This window comes from Bombella favorum (assembly GCF_014048475.1).
Lineage (GTDB): Bacteria > Pseudomonadota > Alphaproteobacteria > Acetobacterales > Acetobacteraceae > Bombella > Bombella favorum.
Genome location: NZ_NWUS01000003.1, coordinates 251,479 through 268,478, shown reverse-complemented (window position 1 = coordinate 268,478; position 17,000 = coordinate 251,479). Strand labels below are relative to the sequence as shown.

Below are 17,000 nucleotides of genomic sequence, written 5' to 3'. Positions count from 1 at the left end.
CTCCTCGACCGGGGCCATAGACCATTCCACTTCCCCTCTTGGCTGTAGAAATCGCCATTTTTCATGGCCTCTTCTGGTCCAAATTGAGGAATATGTGTGACAGCCTATTTAGAACCCCACCTTTCCGGGCGGGACCGTACAAGGATTACAAAACCCTTCCTTATTAATTTCCTAATAGTAACCCTTGCATTGCGCAACGACAACCCATTCGTAGCTGTTTAGTTAAAAATCACGATTCTAAATAGAAAAATGCACAACGCCTCGCATACACCACTGCATGCAAGGCGTTGATAAAACTACATAAAATGAAATTAGATCGATTAGACTCAGCTCATTACTGTATGCGGGATGCCAGACGCTCCAACGCCGCAATCCAAAGATTCGCCGTACCATCGGACGGTGCCCGCCAGTCCCCACGGGGGGACAAACTCCCCCCCGCCACGACCTTCGGCCCATTAGGCATGGCCGAACGTTTGAACTGACTAGTCGCAAAAAACCGCTTCATGAACAGGTGCATCCAATGGATGATAGTCGGCAAATCATACCCGATCCGATCCCGCTCCGGATAATTGAGCGGCCAACTGCCCTTTTCAGCATCCCGCCACGCATGGAACTGAAGAAAAGCAATCTTCTCAGGTGCGAATCCATGCCGCAGCACATAGTAAAGAGTGAAGTCTTGCAGTGGATAAGGACCGATTACCTGTTGAGTACTCTGCACCCCCTGCCCTTGGTCTGGTACCAACTCAGGTGAAATCTCCGCTGATACAATTTTCTCCAGAATCGTACGGGCAGTAACAGAGAAACTATCATCATGCCCTACAGCCCAGCGGATGACGTGCTGAATAAGCGTCTTAGGCAGGCCCGCATTCACATTGTAATGGGCCATCTGGTCCCCAACGCCATAGGTACACCAGCCCAAGGCCAACTCGGACATATCCCCCGTGCCAATCACCAGCCCCTGATGGTGGTTGGCCAGCCGGAAAAGAAAGTCCGTCCGTAATCCAGCCTGCACATTCTCAAACGTCACATCATGGGCTGGCTCACCACGCCCATATGGATGGTCAATAGCCTTCAACATAGCCAACGCCGTGGGGCGGATATCCAACTCCCCAGCACTAACACCAAGGCTTGCCATCAAGCCATGCGCCATAGCGAGGGACTCACTACCTGTCGCAAAACCCGGCATCGTTCTGGCCAGAACACGGCTCCGCTCCCACCCCAGGCAGTCCGCTGCCTTCACCGCAACCAGAAGCGCAAGGGCACTATCCAGCCCTCCCGACACGCCAATAACCATGGTGCTAGCATGAGCTGCCCTCAACCTCTGGCACAGGGCCTGGACCTGAATACCCCACGCCTCTCGGCAATCCTGCTCGCAGAGTTCTGGACGGGCTGGAACAAAGGGGAACCGAGGAACATCACGCCGCAGCCCCCAATCTTTCACCTCCGGAGCCAAAGCAAAAGCAACGTGACGAAAACCACCGTCACCAGCAAGGCCGAAATAGCCATTCTGGAGCCGCTCCTGCCTCAGTCGGTCGAGGTCGATATCCGCTACGACCATCTCCCCCTGCCGGACAAAACGCTCCGAAGAGGCAAGGCAATCCCCCGCTTCATGAATCAGGAGCTGACCATCCCAGGCCAGATCAGTCGTGGATTCGCCTTCACTAGCAGCCGCATAAAGATAGGCGCTGGCTGTCCTCATGGACTGCGCCTTACAAAGCAAAGCACGCTGCTCCGCCCGCCCGACTGTCACGGGGGATGCTGAAAGATTGGCCAGAACCGTAGCCCCAGCGAGTGCCAACGCTCCACTAGGCGGCTGGGGCACCCAAAGATCTTCACAGATTTCCACACCCAGCGTCAGGCCCGGAATATCCTCTGCCTTAAACAGGATATCCGTCCCGAACGGTACAGCCTGTCCACCCAGCATGATGGTACCCGAACAACCTTGCCCGCTGGTGAAATGCCGGGGTTCATAGAATTCCCGATACCGGGGCAGCATCGTCTTGGGAACAATACCCAGAATCCGCCCCCGGTGGAAAACCGCTGCACAATTATACAGGGCATCCCCCCACCGCAGGGGAAGGCCGACAATGCCAACAGTCATGAAGTCAGCCGTTGCTTCGACCAGCGTCAGCAGGGCTTGCTGCGCCCCCTCCAACACGACTTGCTGGAAGAAGATGTCCTCCAACGTATAACCCGTTAGCCCCAGCTCCGGGAAAACGGCAACAGCAACACCCTGGCTATGGCAACGCTCCAGCCATTCCCGCACGACCATCGCATTATGGAGAGGCTCACCCAATGTGATGGGCGTGGTACAAGCTGCCACACGGGCAAAGCCCTGCCGGTACAGACACAGAAAATCAGCCAGAGACATGGCAGCTTCCTTCCGTTGGACACATCCTTACAGCAAATCCGACTTACACACCCAACCGATTATTCCGCACAAAACGAAACAGACGCAGCGTCTCCCAAACTGCCAAACAGAAAACCAGCACAGCATAAAGAGCCGAAAGCGTTGTCATTGAGACAGGCAAACCGAAGGGATAATCTGGCAGATCACAGGGCTTAGTAGGCCGTGCAGGGAGATGGGCCATCCAGTCCGAAAAATTGTGACCTTCCACGAGGGCAACGTGGCACTCCGCAGCAGGACTCGGCCACCACCCCTGTTCTACCCCAACATGAAGAACCCCAAGCCCAACACTGACCAGCAAGCAGACAAGCCCAGCCACAGCCGCCCAGCGGGCATAGCGTGGAGACAACACCAAAGCCAGCACACCAATCCCCAACAGCACCCGCCACGGCCCACGCTCCCACAAGCACAGCTCACAAGGCACCATATGCAGGAACGTCTCAGCTACAAAAACGATCAGGAAAACAAGTAGAGCGGCCAGAATATACAGCCCACCAATTCGCCAGACGGCCCTTATCTGCCGCTTGTCGGTAAACAGCATTCCCCTCTCCTTCTATTGTATCCCGTTCAGATTTCAGGGCTGAGTAACCGTACCCGGTGCCGGCTGCGGCGCTGGCAATGATGTGGCTGGCGGCAGTAAGGAGGTCGGGCCAGAAGACCCACCCCCTTGCCCGCCACTCCCGCCGGAAGGAGGAGCTAGCACTGTCGGCCCTTGCCCTTCATCCGCTTCGACATGCGGTGCCATAGCCATAGGAAGTTGCGGCGGTACAGGTTCTGGCAGAGGGCCAACCATCGGCTCTACCTTATCGCCATCACAGGACACGACCTGCACATCATACAAAGCCCCAGCATAGGCTCTCAGAGCGGGGTCATCCGTGAACATCCACCCTTCAAAAGGAGAGCTACCGGAGTCCTGACTCTCTTCAATCTTCAGCAAAACAGCCGTCTGCGCTGGGAGACCATCCGGCTTCTGCACGCAACGCTCCAACCGGAGCGACAGAGGCCCATAAGTGGTATCCGCCCCCACACGCAGTGGTACCAGCTCCACATGAGAATCTAGACGCCGCATGATCCGCAGCACCGCCCCACTACGCCCCTGCCATGTCGTGGCCGGATAGACAGCCGGAGCCGCCACACCTCTGGCACCTTCCGCATGAAGGGCACCCGGTACTACAGCCAGCAAACCCGCCAGACAGGGCAGGGCTAGAACACTCTTTCTGATCCTCACTCCGCACCTTCCTTTCCTGCTGCCTCTCCGACCCCACTTTCGGCCATCACATCTGCCAAAATCTGCTCCATGTGATGCCGCAGAAATACAGGCCCTACCTCCATAAGCAGGGCATCTGCACAAGCATCACGCAGCACTTGCCGCAATTCCTCTTCATTCTCCCGCAGGACACGCAGCTTACCCGTGCAGCTTATGGGCTGACCATCCCGGTCCAGCCAGACCGGTTCATCGGGGTGGTGCTTCACTGTGCTGACTGCCCCACACCCGGCTCCGCCCCAACACCTGCAGGCGGCGCAGAAGGAAGAGCTTCACCCGGCTGCCCAGCCGGTGCTGCCTTTTTCTGAAGGGAGTCCGTAACCGAAAAGATGAACTTACTCAGCAACTGCTCAAGGCTGATAGCCCCCTGCGTCTCGCTGATCGTCCCGTTAGGCTTCAACATATTTGTATCACCGCCGGGAGTGAGGGCCACATATTTCCCACCCAATAGGGAATCCGATGTGATGATGGCCCCGCTATCCACAGGAAGTTGAATGCTCGGTGAAACAGAAAAAACAATATTGGCCTGAAATGTATGGGGGTCCACCTGCATGCTGCGCACATGACCAACCGTAACACCAGCCAGCCGGACATCCGACCCTACACTCAACCCATCGATATGACTGAATGACGCATGAAGAGGATAGCCGCTATCCTGCGGATGCTGCCGCCCAACAAGGGCTAACACGATCAACACTGCCAGCACGACTGCCGTCACCAGCCCAACCAGCAGTTCCATCCGGTCCCGGCCGGCCCGTCTTGCTGCGATATACCCGGCATTATCCGAAGCCATGAAGCATCCTCACCTAGTATTGTTGACCCACCATGCAGTCACGCATACCGCTCTAGCGGACTCCGCCCCTCACGTCCAACACCCTGCATGATGGACGCCATTTTTTCTTCTCCCCCTTACAAGGGATAGTTATCCCCCATATCCCCACTTTTTCGCCTGCTTATGCCCGCTATCCCCCTTGGATTACGGTTCCCTCATTCTTCCTTCAGTACTAGACTCACTAATTATGAAAGCGCATCTTCACTGGAGTGGCGTTCACATGAGAACGCTTCAGACGAACACAGACCCCGACAGCGCAGTTCTGCGATCGGTAACCCTCCCTTCTGTCTGGAGTGACGATGCCGCTCAGGCACTCATCCAGCTAACCACTGCGGAAGGTGGGCCGGTCCGTCTTGCCAGTGAAGCCGCCCGCTGGGTGGAGATGATTGATTCCACCCCCCCGCTGCCTCATAGCCCGCAGGATGCTCCACCTATCGGGCGTAGCCTATCCTGCCTGCTGCTGATGCAGCAAATGGCTCCCAACGCCGCCATCTGGCGCAACGAGCCGGATGGACAACCCGGCTTCATCATCCGGCTTTCCGGCTTCGTGCAAGATGGCATATTTGCTACGGAACATTTTGCAGCCTGCCTAAAGCTGGCATGCGATGGCCTGCGCAGGCTGGAAGCTGCCCGCCGCCCTTATCGCAGCGGCGATCTACCTCTTTTTGATGATCCAGCACCTCATGATGACAGTAACGGCCCCGCCGGCCTCATCCTGCTAACGGACCTTGATGCCTGCCTGGCTGCCCTTGGGCTGGATTATGACAGCAACGAAGGGCGAGCCATAGCCTCAGCCATAGCCCGCTTTACACGGCTAGTTGCTCGCTCGGGCACAGCAACACCGGACAGTGCCTTTACCTGCCCGCAAGCCCCGGACATCGAACAGGCCAGCATTGCCATCAGCTCCACCATGCACTCTGTGACCGGGCTTGCCCTTATTGAGACTGGCTTTTCCTCTCCGGGGCCTGTCGATGCGCTGTTAGATGTAGAAGCCTGCGGGCCGGGCCCGATTTTCTCTCTGGTCACCAATCAGGGAGGGTTGCGCCCCTCCACACTCAACCGTCTGGCCCATAAGGGCCTCTCACCAGAAGCTGCTCTGGCCCTTGCCTTAGATGGTCAGCCCCCTCTCCAACCCGCTGGAGCCCAAGCCCATGCCTTGATGTATGATGCTATCCAGCCTTTCTGCGACCATCTCCCGGCACTGCCAGAGCCAGAAATGGATGACCTCAAGGAAAAGCTGGGGCGTGGCGTCCGTCGTCCCCTACCCATGCGGCAAGGTGGCTTTAGTCAGCGCACTTCCATCGGCGGCCATCGCCTCTTCATGCGGACGGGTGAATTTGAGGATGGCACCCTTGCCTCTCTTACTCTCACCCCGCCCCGTGAGAGCCCTATGGCGCGTGGGCTGATGGAATGTTTCAGTCAGGCTGTCAGCATCGGCCTCCAGTTCGGCGTACCGCTGGATGTGTTTGTCGAACAGTTCGCCTACTCCCGCTTTGGTGCCTGCGGCACGGTGGAAGGTGATGACATGGCCAGCTATGCGACCTCCATGCTGGACTACGCCTTTCGGGCCCTCTCGGAAGCCTATCTAGGCCAGCGTATGCCCGATGCCCCCACAGAAAGCGGCGAAAAACAGCAGGAAGCCCCCATGCTGCCTTTCGGGCCGGAGCAAGACGGCCCGTCTTCACGGCCTAAAAACCGTAAACTCCGCCTCGTTGGTTGAGGCATCATACCGTGAGTGCAGAACGGGAAAACATTGACAGGCCCTAAGTGGCCTGTCTAGCTAGTTCCTGTCCTGTACGGATGTCCTCCCCGCTACACTACTACGGGCGTAACGGGGATAGAGCGTTGCACCGCCACCCGGCGGGGGCACAGGGGAGATCGCGGATGACCGATCACGAGGCAATGAAACGCGACCAGTTTGACGACCGGCTTGCCCAGCTGGAGCAAAAGGTTGCCCCTCGTGCAAGGAAGGCAAAATCATCCACCCTTTCTGAGCAGTCCTCTCTTGGTATGGCCTTCCGTATCGCCAGCGACATGATCGCCGGTATTGCCGTAGGCTTAGGCATTGGCTATGAGCTTGACCGATGGACAGGATACAGGCCTGTGTTTATAATTGTGTTCGCCATGCTTGGTATGGCAGCCGGCCTGCGGAATGTCTGGCGTGTTGTGAATGTGATGGATGTCCCCGATAACGGGACACAGAAAGACGGGAGAAGCCAGCGTGGCCAGCGGATCGACGATTGACGCGCTCGGACAGTTTGAGCTGCATCCGATTTTTGGTTCTTTTGGTGAGGCCCTGTGTTTCTCTCAGGCCCCACTCTACATGGTCATCAGCGTGGCTGTTGTGCTGGCATTCCTTTATGTCGGTATGAAGCCAAAGGCCGTTGTACCCGGCCGCCTGCAGGCTGCGGCGGAAGTCAGCTACGAATTTGTACATGGGCTTGCCGTTGATACCATCGGTGAGAAAGGTACAGCCTTCTTCCCGTTCATCTTTGCTCTGTTCTTCTTTATCCTGGCTGGTAACTATATCGGCCTGCTGCCATTCTCCTACACATTCACTAGCCACATCGCCGTAACGTTCGCTCTGGCGATAACGGTGTTCATCCTTTGTATCCTGACGTCCCTGCGCTTTCAGGGCGTGGCCTTTCTGAAGCATTTTATGCCGGAGGGGGCACCAATCGCTCTGTCCCCCATTCTGGTTCCTATCGAGATTCTTTCCTACATCTCCCGCCCCATCAGCCTGTCCATCCGTCTTTTCGCCAATATGGTGGCCGGGCATGTGCTGCTGGAGGTTTTTGCAAGTTTCACGATCATGCTTGCCGGTCTTGGAGTTGTCGGCGATGCGCTGGCTGTTGCTCCGCTTGTGCTGAATATCGCACTGACGGCACTTGAGCTGCTGGTAGGGCTGTTACAGGCTTATGTCTTTGCCATCCTTACCTGCATTTACCTGCGTGAGGCTGTCGCTCACTAAGTGACTGACCACCTCCACGTGTCTCCCTTCGCCCTGTCTTAAAGGAAACCTGAACCATGGATCTTCTTCATCCCGCCCGTGAGATTGGTGCTGGTCTTGCCGTGATTGCTCTCGCCGGTGTCGGTGCTGGTATCGGTAACATCTTTGCTGCTCTGGTGAACTCCATTGCCCGTAACCCGGCTTCCCGCCCGCATGTGTTCGGTCTGGGCATGCTCGGCTTCGCCCTGACAGAGGCCATCGCCCTCTTCGCCCTGCTGATCGCCTTCCTTATTCTCTTCGTCTGAGGGCAGGACCCATGCGCCTTACGCCTCGTTTCCTCCTGTCTGCCGCCGCCCCCCTTGCGGCCTTACCGGGCCGGGCCGTGGCGGAAGGCATGCCCCAGCTCCACTTTAAAGACCCCTTGCTACAAGGGCAGGTGGTCTGGGGTGCCCTTATTTTCATTGTCTTCTACCTGCTTCTGAGCCGCTCCGCCCTCCCCAAGGTGGCGGACGTCATCAAGGCACGTGAGGTTCGTGTCCGGAATGATCTGGACTTAGCCCGCCGTGCCCGAAAAGATGCTGATCAGGCACAGAAAGAACTCTGCGAAGCGCGCGAAAAAGCCGCTGAGGAGGCAGCCGCCACCATCCAGAGTATCCGTGATGCTGCCAGAGAGAACATCCGGTCTCAGACAGAAGGGACAGCAGCCCGTCTGGAAGCTGAGATCAAAAAAGCCGAAGCGCAGATTGCCCTCTCCCGCAACAATGCGCTGGCCCAGATCAATGAGATCGCCTCCAGCACTGCCGTGGCTCTCACCGAGCGCCTCATTGGCACAGCTGACCAGCAGGCTATTGCCGCTGCTGTTGAACACGCCCACGCCACGAGGAGCTAAGCATGTTTCATGAACCCCGTTTCTGGACAGCGCTTGCCTTTGTCCTTTTCTTCGTCATCTTTGGCCGTAAGATCTGGGGTGTTATCGCATCCAAGCTTGATGGCCGTGCTGATGAAGTCCGTAAAAATCTGGACGAAGCCACACGTCTCCGCCGTGAAGCTGAACAGATGCTTGAAGACTCCCGCCGTGACCATAGCTTGGCACAGGAAGAGGCGCAGGCACTGATCGCTAAGTCCAACGAAGAGGCGGAGAAGCTCCGTGCTCAGGCCGAGAGTGATGCAGCAGAGCTCGTTGCTCGCCACGAGAAGATGGCTCGTGAGCGCATCGAAGCGGCTGAAAAAATGGCCCTGCGTGATATCCGTCGTGAGGCTGCCGCTCTGGCTCTGGCCGCTGCGAAGGATGTTCTCAGCAAAAAGCTGGCAGAAGACCCCGACCTTGCTAACAAGCTCATCAATAATGGGCTAGAGGCACTGCCGCATGCCTTTGGTGACAAAGCTGCGTAAAACATCATGACAGCCAGTGAGATGACCAGTCCCTTACTGGCTGTCGTGGTTACCGTCCTAAATGAGGGCGAGAATATTCTTCCCGTCTGTCGGGAAATCCATACAGCCCTTGAAGCCCTTCCGCCGACGGAAGTCATCTTCGTAGATGATGGCAGCACGGACGACACCCTCCAAAAACTACAGGAAGCCCGCAGCACCATACTCCCTGGGCTGCGTATTCTTGTTCACCCCTCATGCCTGGGTAAATCAACAGCCCTGCGTACAGCCATTCGGGCTGCTCATGCCCCGTGGATAGCCACAATGGACGGCGACGGGCAGGATGATCCCACTTTTATTCAGACAATGCTTAAAGCTGCATTGGCTCATGATGAAGAACCTGTCAGCCCTCTTGTGGTCGGCATCCGCCGCAAACGGCAGGACAGGCTTTCCCGCAGGTTAGCAACCCGTTTTGCCAATGGGCTTCGCCAACGCCTGCTAAAAGATGACTGCCCCGATACGGGCGGACCACTTAAGCTGTTCCGGCGTGAGTTGTTTCTCTCCCTCCCGCAATTTGAAGGGCTACACCGCTTCATCCCCGCCCTGATGAAAAGCTACGGTGCCCCGCTCATCTGTATTGAGACACAGCACAGGCCTCGGTTGCATGGGCACTCCAAATATACGAATCTGCATCGGGCTCTCGTTGGTGTGCGGGATATGCTGGGTGTGCTCTGGCTCCAGAACCGGACCCGCCGCCCGCCACCGCTGGCCGAACGATAAAGCTGGAACAACCGCAACCAGCCCAGCGGGCTGATATTTCCCTTAAGAGCCAGATATCATCTCGGCTCATCCGGTGTGCAGCGGAGTATTCATGACCCTATCCTTCCGCCATTATGCCCTGCTTGCTGTTGTGGCCTTTCTGGTCGCTCTGCCGGGGCGCCTCAGCCTCCCACCGCTGGACCGGGACGAACCCCGCTACATGCAGGCTACAGCCCAGATGCTGTCTTCAGGCAATTTTCTGGACATACGCTTTCAAGATCAGCCCCGGTATCTTCAACCTGCAGGTATTTATTGGCTCGAAGCAGGAGCAGTAAAAGCCACCGAAACCATCACACAAAACAGCAACCTGCGTCATGAAAGCTGGCCATACCGCATCCCAAGCCTGCTAGCATCCCTCTTCAGTATCCTCCTGACAGCATGGATCGGCTCCCGCCTATTCGGCGGAATTACTGGACTGTTTGCGGCGGCCCTTCTGCTGGTCGCCCCTCTCTTCGCTGCAGAAAGTCGAATGGCGACTATCGACAGCGTCCTTCTCCTCGACATCCTCTGCCTTCAGGCACTGCTACTCCGCCATTTTGACGATATGCAAGCGGAGCGCTCAACACCATACCGGTTCAGCCTGCTCTACTGGTGCGCTCTCGGGATCGGCCTAATGCTGAAAGGCCCGATCGTCCTTATTCCTGCACTCGGTACCCTGTTCTCACTCTCCATCTGCCTGCGTAGTATGGCACTCATGCGGCAATTACGGGCGGGGTGGGGCTGGGTGATCAGCCTGCTTATCACCCTACCTTGGTGTATCGGCATTGCCGTCGTCAGTCATGGTGAGTTCTTCCGTCGTGCCGTGGGTCATAATCTGCTTGGTAAGATTGCACACCCGCAGGAGACGCACGGTTTCCCACCTGGCTATTATCTCATCTTATTCCTATTGGCCTTCTGGCCGGGAGCTCTGGCTACTGTTCGTGCTCTTCCTGCTCTCTGGCAGCGGCATACCAAACCTGAAGTTCTATTCCTTCTCTGCTGGATCATCCCGCACTGGTTCATCTTTGAATGTCTTGCCACTAAGCTTCCTCATTATGTCCTGCCAACCTATCCAGCCCTTGCCATTCTGACCGCCGCTAGCCTCATAGCGTGGCCTCTTAGCCCATTACGGTCTTTCTGGGCGAAACTGGGCGTTACTCTCTATGCCCTGCTTTGGGGAGTGGCGGGGTGTCTCTTTTGCGCTGCCGGGCCTTTTCTCCTCTACAAGATGGAAGGGCATCTCGTTGCAGCTGCACTTATCCCTGCCATCGGCAGTCTGCCGCTTCTTCTGGCAGGCATCCGACTTTTCTGGAAGCAGGACTGGCGGGGTGGGGCCATCTGTTCCATAGGAACTGCCCTGCTTACCGAGGTCGGTATTTTCCTTTGCGTCGTGCCCCATCTGACCAGCATCCAGCTTTCCCCTCGCATTGCAGAAAGTTTCAGAGAGCTACGCCCTTGCCCTGAAAGCATCCTGCTTTCCCCTTCATATAGGGAGCCAAGCCTTGTCTTCCTCACGGGGGGAAGAGTGCGCTTGCTGTCCCCTCTACAAGCGGCAGACACACTTCATGACCATGCCCGCTGCACTCTGGCCCTTGTAGACCAAAAAGATGAACCAGCTTTTCAACAAGAGCTTAGACGACTCGGGGCAGAGAGTATTCTGTATGACCAGTTCGAAGGGCTGAATTATTCCAACGGGCACACACTGCATCTGCGCCTCTATGCTAGTCACGGACAAGCTGCCCCCTAGCGGAAAAATTCATTCCACGGGCCGATAACAGTTCTGAATGGAAGCTCTCGCTTTCATTAAAAAACTGACATAGAATAATCGGACAAGACATTTTGTGAGCAAAACCATGCTACAAATCTCCACCCCCTCCGTGCCGATGGCATGGTGCACCGTCCCTCTGTCCCCATGACCCAGCAGGCGTCTTCCTCCTCCCCTGCGCAAGCGGCATCCTCCCCCTCTTGGTCTGTCGATAATACGAGCACCGGCCTTTCGCTGACGCTCAACGGGGAATGGAAAGCCCTGTCTGATGAGTTAATGCAATTTCCGGAAGCCGCACTCACTGCTGCCTCCCCCAAAGCGGGACAGAGCTTATTGATTGATCCTACCGGTCTGAAGGGGTGGGATTCCGGTTTCATCATGTTCCTGTGGAACGTTAAACAAGCGGCCTTTCAGGCCTCCCTAGTGTTTGACGATCGCTCCCTCCCATCTTCAGCACAACGGCTTCTAGCTCTTCTACCGGGCAAAGCGGGTCACCCCTCGCCCCATCAAGACGCCCGAGAAGGAATTTTAGCCCGCATTGGCGGAACGACACTGGACATCCTCCAAGAAATAAGCACATCCAGCTCCCTTTTGCTGGATGTACTGCGAGGTGCCTTCAGAGCCCTGCGGGGCAAGAGTTCCATGCGCCTTAAAGATCTGCTCGTGGATGTTTGGAACGCTGGCCCCTCTGCCCTGCTTATTGTCAGCATTGTCAATTTTCTGATCGGGGCCATTCTGGCTTTTGTCGGGCTGCTAGAATTGCGTAAATTTGCAGCCCAGATCTATGTGACCAATTTGGTGGGCATTGCTTCCGCACGCGAGATTTCCGCCATCATGACGGCCATTATCATGGCAGGGCGAACGGGTGGTGCCTATGCTGCTCGCATCTCCACCATGCAGGGGAATGAGGAGATTGACGCCCTTCAGGTAACGGGAATCTCCGTAGCAGGCTATATCCTGCTACCCTCCATCCTGTCGCTCATCCTTATGATGCCGCTGCTGTATCTCTATGGCACGCTAGTCGCCATTTTTGGCGGTTTCGTCGTCTCCATGACCATGATGGACCTTTCGCCCACCGGCTATTGGTTATCCACTTTCAATGGTGTGGAGCTCAGTCAGTTTGCGTTCGGCTTCATTAAGGCACTCTTCTTTGCCGGGTTCATCGCTCTGGCTGCCTGTCGGATCGGCCTGAAAGCGGGCCGAAGTGCTGCTGATGTCGGTATTGCTGCGACACGGGCTGTCGTGATCGGCATTGTCGGGGTGATCGCTCTGGACGCTATCTTTGCCGTTCTCGCCAACGCAGTCGGGATATGATGATGCCTGATAAAGAAACGCTCATTTCCGTCCGTGATCTTCAGCTTTCTTTTGGTCCCAAGATCATCCAGCAGAATGTTTCCTTCGACCTGAAGAAAGGCTCTATTTTCGCCGTAATGGGCGGATCGGGCTGCGGTAAAAGCACCCTGCTGAGGAGCATGATCGGCCTCCTTCGCCCTACGGCAGGGCATATCATGGTCGATGGCAAAGATTACTGGGAGCAAGATGACGCTCACCGTGCGGCCATTAACCGCCGCTACGGCATTCTCTTCCAAAGTGGTGCGTTGTGGAGCTCCATGACAGTCGGGGAAAATGTCGCCCTGCCCCTGGAAATGTTCACGGACCTCAAGCCCGATGTCATTGAAGATATGGTCCGCCTCAAGCTCGGGCTTGTTGGGATGGAACATGCCATCGACCTTTTCCCTTTCGAGATTTCCGGAGGAATGCGCAAGCGTGCCGGCCTCGCACGGGCTATTGCGCTAGAGCCCGACATTCTCTTTTTTGACGAACCTTCCGCCGGGTTGGACCCGATCACCTCCGCTCGACTGGATGATCTGATCCTCACCCTTCGTGATGGGCTAGGCGCCACAATTGTCATCGTCAGCCACGAGCTACCCAGTCTCTTCACCATTGCTGATGATGGCATCTTTCTAGATGCTATCACGCATAAGCCTATTGCTCATGGCTCTCCCCGTGCATTGCATGACAGCTGCACCCTACCGGAGGTAACAGCCTTCATGCACCGCTCTGCTTCCATCCCCTCCCAGACAGAACAGAAAGCCGAATAGCATGTCTGAAAACACCAACAGGAAAACCCAGATCGGCCTCTTTGTTGTCCTTGGGGGCGTACTGCTACTGTTCATCATTATGGCTTTTGGTCACCTTCGTCTCTTCTCCAAGACACGGGACGTGGCCTTGGTGTTTCAGAACTCCATTTCTGGCCTCTCTGTCGGTGCCCCGGTCAACTTCCGTGGCGTGAAGGTAGGGTCGGTCAAGAGCATTACCCTGCATGTCGACCCGCAAGACCGTAAAGCCTACATCCCCGTTATCATCACTCTGGAAACTGAGCAGGTGCATGTTGTCGAGGACCACGACAAGGGGAAGCAGATCAATCTTCAGGGCATGGTTGATGACGGCCTACGGGCCGGGCTGAACCTCCAAAGCCTTGTGACGGGCCAGTCGAATATCGAGCTAGATTTTGACAAATCCGTCCCGGCCACGCTGCACCCCCGCATCACCTCCCTACCGGAAATCCCCGTCCGGCTTTCCGCCATGGAAAAGCTGAAAAACACGCTGGAGCAGATTCCCATCAAAGATATCAGCCAGCACGCTGATACTGCTCTGCTTTCCATCACGGCACTGAGTGACAACCTCCATCAGGACCTACCCAGCCTCATTGCCAGCATGAAAAAGACCTCTGACCAGTCGCAAGAAACCATACAGACTGCCACAGAGACCATCAGAGACCTGCGGACCCATCTGGATGTGACTTTGGAAAAAATGAACAAGCTGCTTGATACAGGCAACTCCCAGCTGGAGATGCGCGGTAAGGATATCCACAAGACGCTTGCCTCTGCCACGGCCACGCTGGAGGCACTTCAGGACATTCTTTCAGCCCGCTCTGTGGACCGGGCCAATCTGGATGCTGCATTACGGGATATTGCCGCAACAGCCTCCTCTCTCCGTGGTTTCGCCAGCGATGTGGAACGCAACCCGCAACTCCTGCTTATGGGACGCCGCCCATGATGTTTCCTTTCCGCCGTACCGCCCTTGCCCTTCTGGGAAGCTGCAGCCTGCTTGCAGGCTGTACCTCTCCGCAGCTGCATATCTACACGCTCGGTATCCCTGTCCACTCCGACAAATCCCTAAGGGTTGCCCCGCAGACAACAGTCGTGCAGCTAAGCAGGGTTGTTATGCCAGACTATCTGGACTGCCAGGACATCATCACACGGCAGGGTGAGGAGATCCACCGCAGCCCCAACTCCCGTTGGGCATCACGTCTCTCTCTCAGTGTCACGGACCTGATCACGAACGAGGTGGCTGCAATACAACATAATATTCTGGTGACGGACCAGCCCCTCGCGCAGGCTGCCGACATGCAGATTATGATTGCCATTTCGGAGTTTGATGTGGATGTCAGCGGGCAAGCTATCCTGAATGCACACTGGGCCATCGTCCCGCGTGACCGCCACAAACCACTCATCCGCAATATTGCCCATCTTTCTGCCTCTGGCCCTGTCGGAACAGACGCTGATACGGCTGCTCTCATGCGCAAACTTGTCGTACAGCTAGCAGAGCATATTTCCCAATCCATCCCGACACCAACGCCGTAAGTCTTCAGTATCATCCTGCATGTTCTTTCCCTTTATGGAACACATGCAGGGTACTCCCCACCAATGGGGACGCTCAAACGGGCATCATATATTAGGAAATCATGGTGGAGCTAAGGGGAGTCGAACCCCTGGCCTCCTCATTGCGAACGAGGCGCTCTCCCAACTGAGCTATAGCCCCACGATGTACGATCTAGGACATCATGCACGGCTGGAACTGTCAAGATGTAAGCAAACAGCACCTGATCTCGCCAGCCGGGAAGAAGACTGTTACATGTAATAATCCGCATTCATCTCACGCCGCCGAGAGGGGTTCTTGCCTGTGCATGCTGCCATCATCTATCTCCAGATCATCAACCTGCTCATGGTGGTACTGGATGTCTATACATGGATCATCCTTGCCTACTGTCTCGCTACCATGGCCATCAGCTTTGGCATCATAAACCCCCATTCCAACCGCTTCATGATGAGCGTTGTTGAGATTCTGGCCAAGCTTGTGGAACCTGTCCTCCAGCCTATCCGCAATATCCTACCACCAACAGGCATGATGGATTTCTCCCCCCTCATCCTGCTGCTGACCATTCAGTACGGTATTCCCTTCATCCTAAAGAGTATTTTCAGGGCCTTTTTCCTACCTCAGGGCTGATACGAAAAAACCCCCGCCTGAAAACAGACGGGGGTTTTTCTTTATACTCTAAACAGGGCGAATCAGAACACAGCGAACACGGCGGCCTGCGGGGAGATGGAACGAGATGTATTATGCCCAGCCACCGGCAGAATCACGCCGACAATTCCGCCAATACTTGATGTCCAGTTATATTCAATACCGGGACCAACATTGAAGGCACCAGACCAACCCGTCCGCGAATTGATATATTTCTTGGAATAAACGTTATATCCATTAACCGAGCTGGAGGTAGCCCATGTGTGGTACAGATCCAGCGCAAAAACCCATTTCTTGGTAATACCCAGCTCGACCGAGCCCCCTTCATTCCCATAAGGGCCAGCATGGCCACGCCCGGTGAAACCCTTCTCTGTTCCGTAGCTGGTAATATTGTGCAGCTTCGTACTCGCCACCGGGTGACGGACCTGCGCCCAGAGACGCACACGCATGGCATGCTTAAAGAACGGCAAAGCAAACTGACTATGGACACCATACCGAAGTGCCCAAACACCCTGACCAACGCCTTCTGAAGCATTGGCAAGATTTTTATAGTCACCGGTTGGTGTGTTCACACCAAAATACAGCGTGATGGATGGCGTATAATGCGGCGTCAACCGGTACTGGAACTCCACCGGCAAGTCATTGAACTTCAAACCAGAAGGTTTGCTATGGTTCCCCCAGCTATAGCTGTATGTTGGCAGCAGATAGATGGAAAGGTTCTTCGTAATACCGTACTTTGCCAAGGAGAACTGAGTGATAGAATGCTGTCCACCTGCCCCTTTTCTCGTATTGAGATGCCCGTTGGAATCAAACGCTCCAGCTGGCAAACCAGCAGCCACATAAGGCTCCACAGCAATCATGCCCGGCACAGGCAGCGCAGGTGATGGCGAATAAAGAGACCCTGTATACCACTGTTCTGGCAATGGTTTCGGGCCTGGTTTTTCTGCAATGGAGACAACCGGCTGCTGGGTTACTGCACCTTGAGATGCCGTCCCGCCCGTTGCAGAGACTTTGACAGGCTGCGCTGTCTTACCTGCTTTTTTGGCAGATTTATCGTCCGTCTGGGAGCCGGCGTTGGCAGCAACAGTGGTGGCATCCGCGGCATACAGGTTCGCAGAGACACTATAAGTACCTGCAAAGAGACTGGACAGAAGGGCTGCGTAACGCACGGACTTCTTCATCACGGTGAACCATCTTTCATTGCTGCGATGAAAAAATATTACGACAGCAAAAAGATATTTTGCAATAGAGAAATGAAAATTTATTTATATCTGAAACATATTCAACTTGTTTTATCTGTCTGAGACA

At 55.7% G+C, this 17,000-nt stretch carries 19 protein-coding genes and 1 tRNA gene; 13 read left to right on the top strand and 7 right to left on the bottom strand.

Annotation, left to right across the window (positions count from 1 at the left end):
• Window positions 1-334 precede the first annotated feature (334 nt).
• Genes CPA57_RS08210 through mlaD form a run of 5 tightly spaced genes read right to left on the bottom strand, consistent with a single transcriptional unit; the run spans window position 335 to window position 4,464 of the window.
• Window positions 335-2,371 (bottom strand): NAD(+) synthase, encoded by a 2,037-nt coding sequence (locus CPA57_RS08210; protein WP_182082296.1) that lies wholly within the window; start codon window positions 2,369-2,371, stop codon window positions 335-337.
• Window positions 2,372-2,414: 43 nt separating this feature from the next.
• Window positions 2,415-2,948, bottom strand: a complete 534-nt coding sequence (locus CPA57_RS08205) for a disulfide bond formation protein B (RefSeq protein WP_182082295.1) — start codon at window positions 2,946-2,948, stop codon at window positions 2,415-2,417.
• Window positions 2,949-2,981: 33 nt separating this feature from the next.
• Window positions 2,982-3,635, bottom strand: a complete 654-nt coding sequence (locus CPA57_RS08200) for a DUF2155 domain-containing protein (protein WP_182082294.1) — start codon at window positions 3,633-3,635, stop codon at window positions 2,982-2,984.
• The gene (locus CPA57_RS08195; RefSeq protein ID WP_182082293.1) at window positions 3,632-3,880 is read right to left on the bottom strand and encodes a hypothetical protein; all 249 of its coding nucleotides are present in this window, start codon (window positions 3,878-3,880) and stop codon (window positions 3,632-3,634) included. Before CPA57_RS08195 ends, CPA57_RS08200 begins: the two co-directional genes overlap by 4 nt.
• Window positions 3,877-4,464: an outer membrane lipid asymmetry maintenance protein MlaD gene (gene mlaD, locus CPA57_RS08190; protein ID WP_229709349.1), complete on the bottom strand. Its 588-nt coding sequence runs from the start codon at window positions 4,462-4,464 to the stop codon at window positions 3,877-3,879. The genes CPA57_RS08195 and mlaD overlap by 4 nt, the downstream gene beginning before the upstream one ends.
• A 259-nt stretch (window positions 4,465-4,723) precedes the next feature.
• On the opposite strand from mlaD, the gene CPA57_RS08185 reads away from it, so the two are divergent.
• The 12 genes from CPA57_RS08185 to CPA57_RS08130 all read left to right on the top strand — a co-directional run bounded on the left by CPA57_RS08185 (window position 4,724) and on the right by CPA57_RS08130 (window position 15,031).
• Window positions 4,724-6,223, top strand: coding sequence for a TSCPD domain-containing protein (locus CPA57_RS08185; protein ID WP_229709348.1), 1,500 nt, complete (start codon window positions 4,724-4,726; stop codon window positions 6,221-6,223).
• A gap of 164 nt (window positions 6,224-6,387) precedes the next feature.
• The gene (locus CPA57_RS08180) at window positions 6,388-6,747 is read left to right on the top strand and encodes an AtpZ/AtpI family protein (RefSeq protein WP_182082291.1); all 360 of its coding nucleotides are present in this window, start codon (window positions 6,388-6,390) and stop codon (window positions 6,745-6,747) included.
• A complete protein-coding gene (locus CPA57_RS08175) occupies window positions 6,725-7,474 on the top strand; it encodes a F0F1 ATP synthase subunit A (protein ID WP_077396920.1) in 750 nt (249 codons plus the stop codon). Before CPA57_RS08180 ends, CPA57_RS08175 begins: the two co-directional genes overlap by 23 nt.
• A 56-nt stretch (window positions 7,475-7,530) precedes the next feature.
• Complete coding sequence (locus tag CPA57_RS08170; RefSeq protein WP_018979931.1) at window positions 7,531-7,758, top strand: ATP synthase subunit C family protein; 228 nt, start codon at window positions 7,531-7,533, stop codon at window positions 7,756-7,758.
• A gap of 11 nt (window positions 7,759-7,769) precedes the next feature.
• Complete coding sequence (locus CPA57_RS08165) at window positions 7,770-8,342, top strand: F0F1 ATP synthase subunit B family protein (RefSeq protein ID WP_077396918.1); 573 nt, start codon at window positions 7,770-7,772, stop codon at window positions 8,340-8,342.
• Between the two features lie 2 nt (window positions 8,343-8,344).
• Window positions 8,345-8,845 (top strand): F0F1 ATP synthase subunit B family protein, encoded by a 501-nt coding sequence (locus CPA57_RS08160; RefSeq protein WP_182082290.1) that lies wholly within the window; start codon window positions 8,345-8,347, stop codon window positions 8,843-8,845.
• Window positions 8,846-8,866: 21 nt separating this feature from the next.
• Window positions 8,867-9,601 (top strand): glycosyltransferase family 2 protein, encoded by a 735-nt coding sequence (locus CPA57_RS08155; RefSeq protein WP_407647572.1) that lies wholly within the window; start codon window positions 8,867-8,869, stop codon window positions 9,599-9,601.
• Between the two features lie 91 nt (window positions 9,602-9,692).
• Entirely contained in the window at window positions 9,693-11,366 is a 1,674-nt protein-coding gene (locus CPA57_RS08150) for an ArnT family glycosyltransferase (RefSeq protein WP_182082288.1), read from the top strand.
• Between the two features lie 141 nt (window positions 11,367-11,507).
• A complete protein-coding gene (locus CPA57_RS08145; RefSeq protein ID WP_407647571.1) occupies window positions 11,508-12,698 on the top strand; it encodes an MlaE family ABC transporter permease in 1,191 nt (396 codons plus the stop codon).
• The gene (locus tag CPA57_RS08140) at window positions 12,698-13,486 is read left to right on the top strand and encodes an ABC transporter ATP-binding protein (RefSeq protein ID WP_182082348.1); all 789 of its coding nucleotides are present in this window, start codon (window positions 12,698-12,700) and stop codon (window positions 13,484-13,486) included. Before CPA57_RS08145 ends, CPA57_RS08140 begins: the two co-directional genes overlap by 1 nt.
• Window position 13,487: 1 nt before the next feature.
• Window positions 13,488-14,444 (top strand): MlaD family protein, encoded by a 957-nt coding sequence (locus tag CPA57_RS08135; RefSeq protein WP_182082287.1) that lies wholly within the window; start codon window positions 13,488-13,490, stop codon window positions 14,442-14,444.
• A complete protein-coding gene (locus CPA57_RS08130) occupies window positions 14,441-15,031 on the top strand; it encodes a PqiC family protein (protein ID WP_229709347.1) in 591 nt (196 codons plus the stop codon). The genes CPA57_RS08135 and CPA57_RS08130 overlap by 4 nt, the downstream gene beginning before the upstream one ends.
• 102 nt (window positions 15,032-15,133) lie before the next feature.
• Here the strand turns inward: CPA57_RS08130 and CPA57_RS08125 are convergent.
• A tRNA-Ala gene (locus tag CPA57_RS08125) sits at window positions 15,134-15,209 on the bottom strand.
• Between the two features lie 141 nt (window positions 15,210-15,350).
• On the opposite strand from CPA57_RS08125, the gene CPA57_RS08120 reads away from it, so the two are divergent.
• Window positions 15,351-15,674: a YggT family protein gene (locus tag CPA57_RS08120; protein WP_326831386.1), complete on the top strand. Its 324-nt coding sequence runs from the start codon at window positions 15,351-15,353 to the stop codon at window positions 15,672-15,674.
• A gap of 62 nt (window positions 15,675-15,736) precedes the next feature.
• On the opposite strand, the gene CPA57_RS08115 is transcribed toward CPA57_RS08120, so the two are convergent.
• Window positions 15,737-16,873, bottom strand: coding sequence for a hypothetical protein (locus CPA57_RS08115; protein WP_407647575.1), 1,137 nt, complete (start codon window positions 16,871-16,873; stop codon window positions 15,737-15,739).
• Window positions 16,874-17,000: the final 127 nt, after the last annotated feature.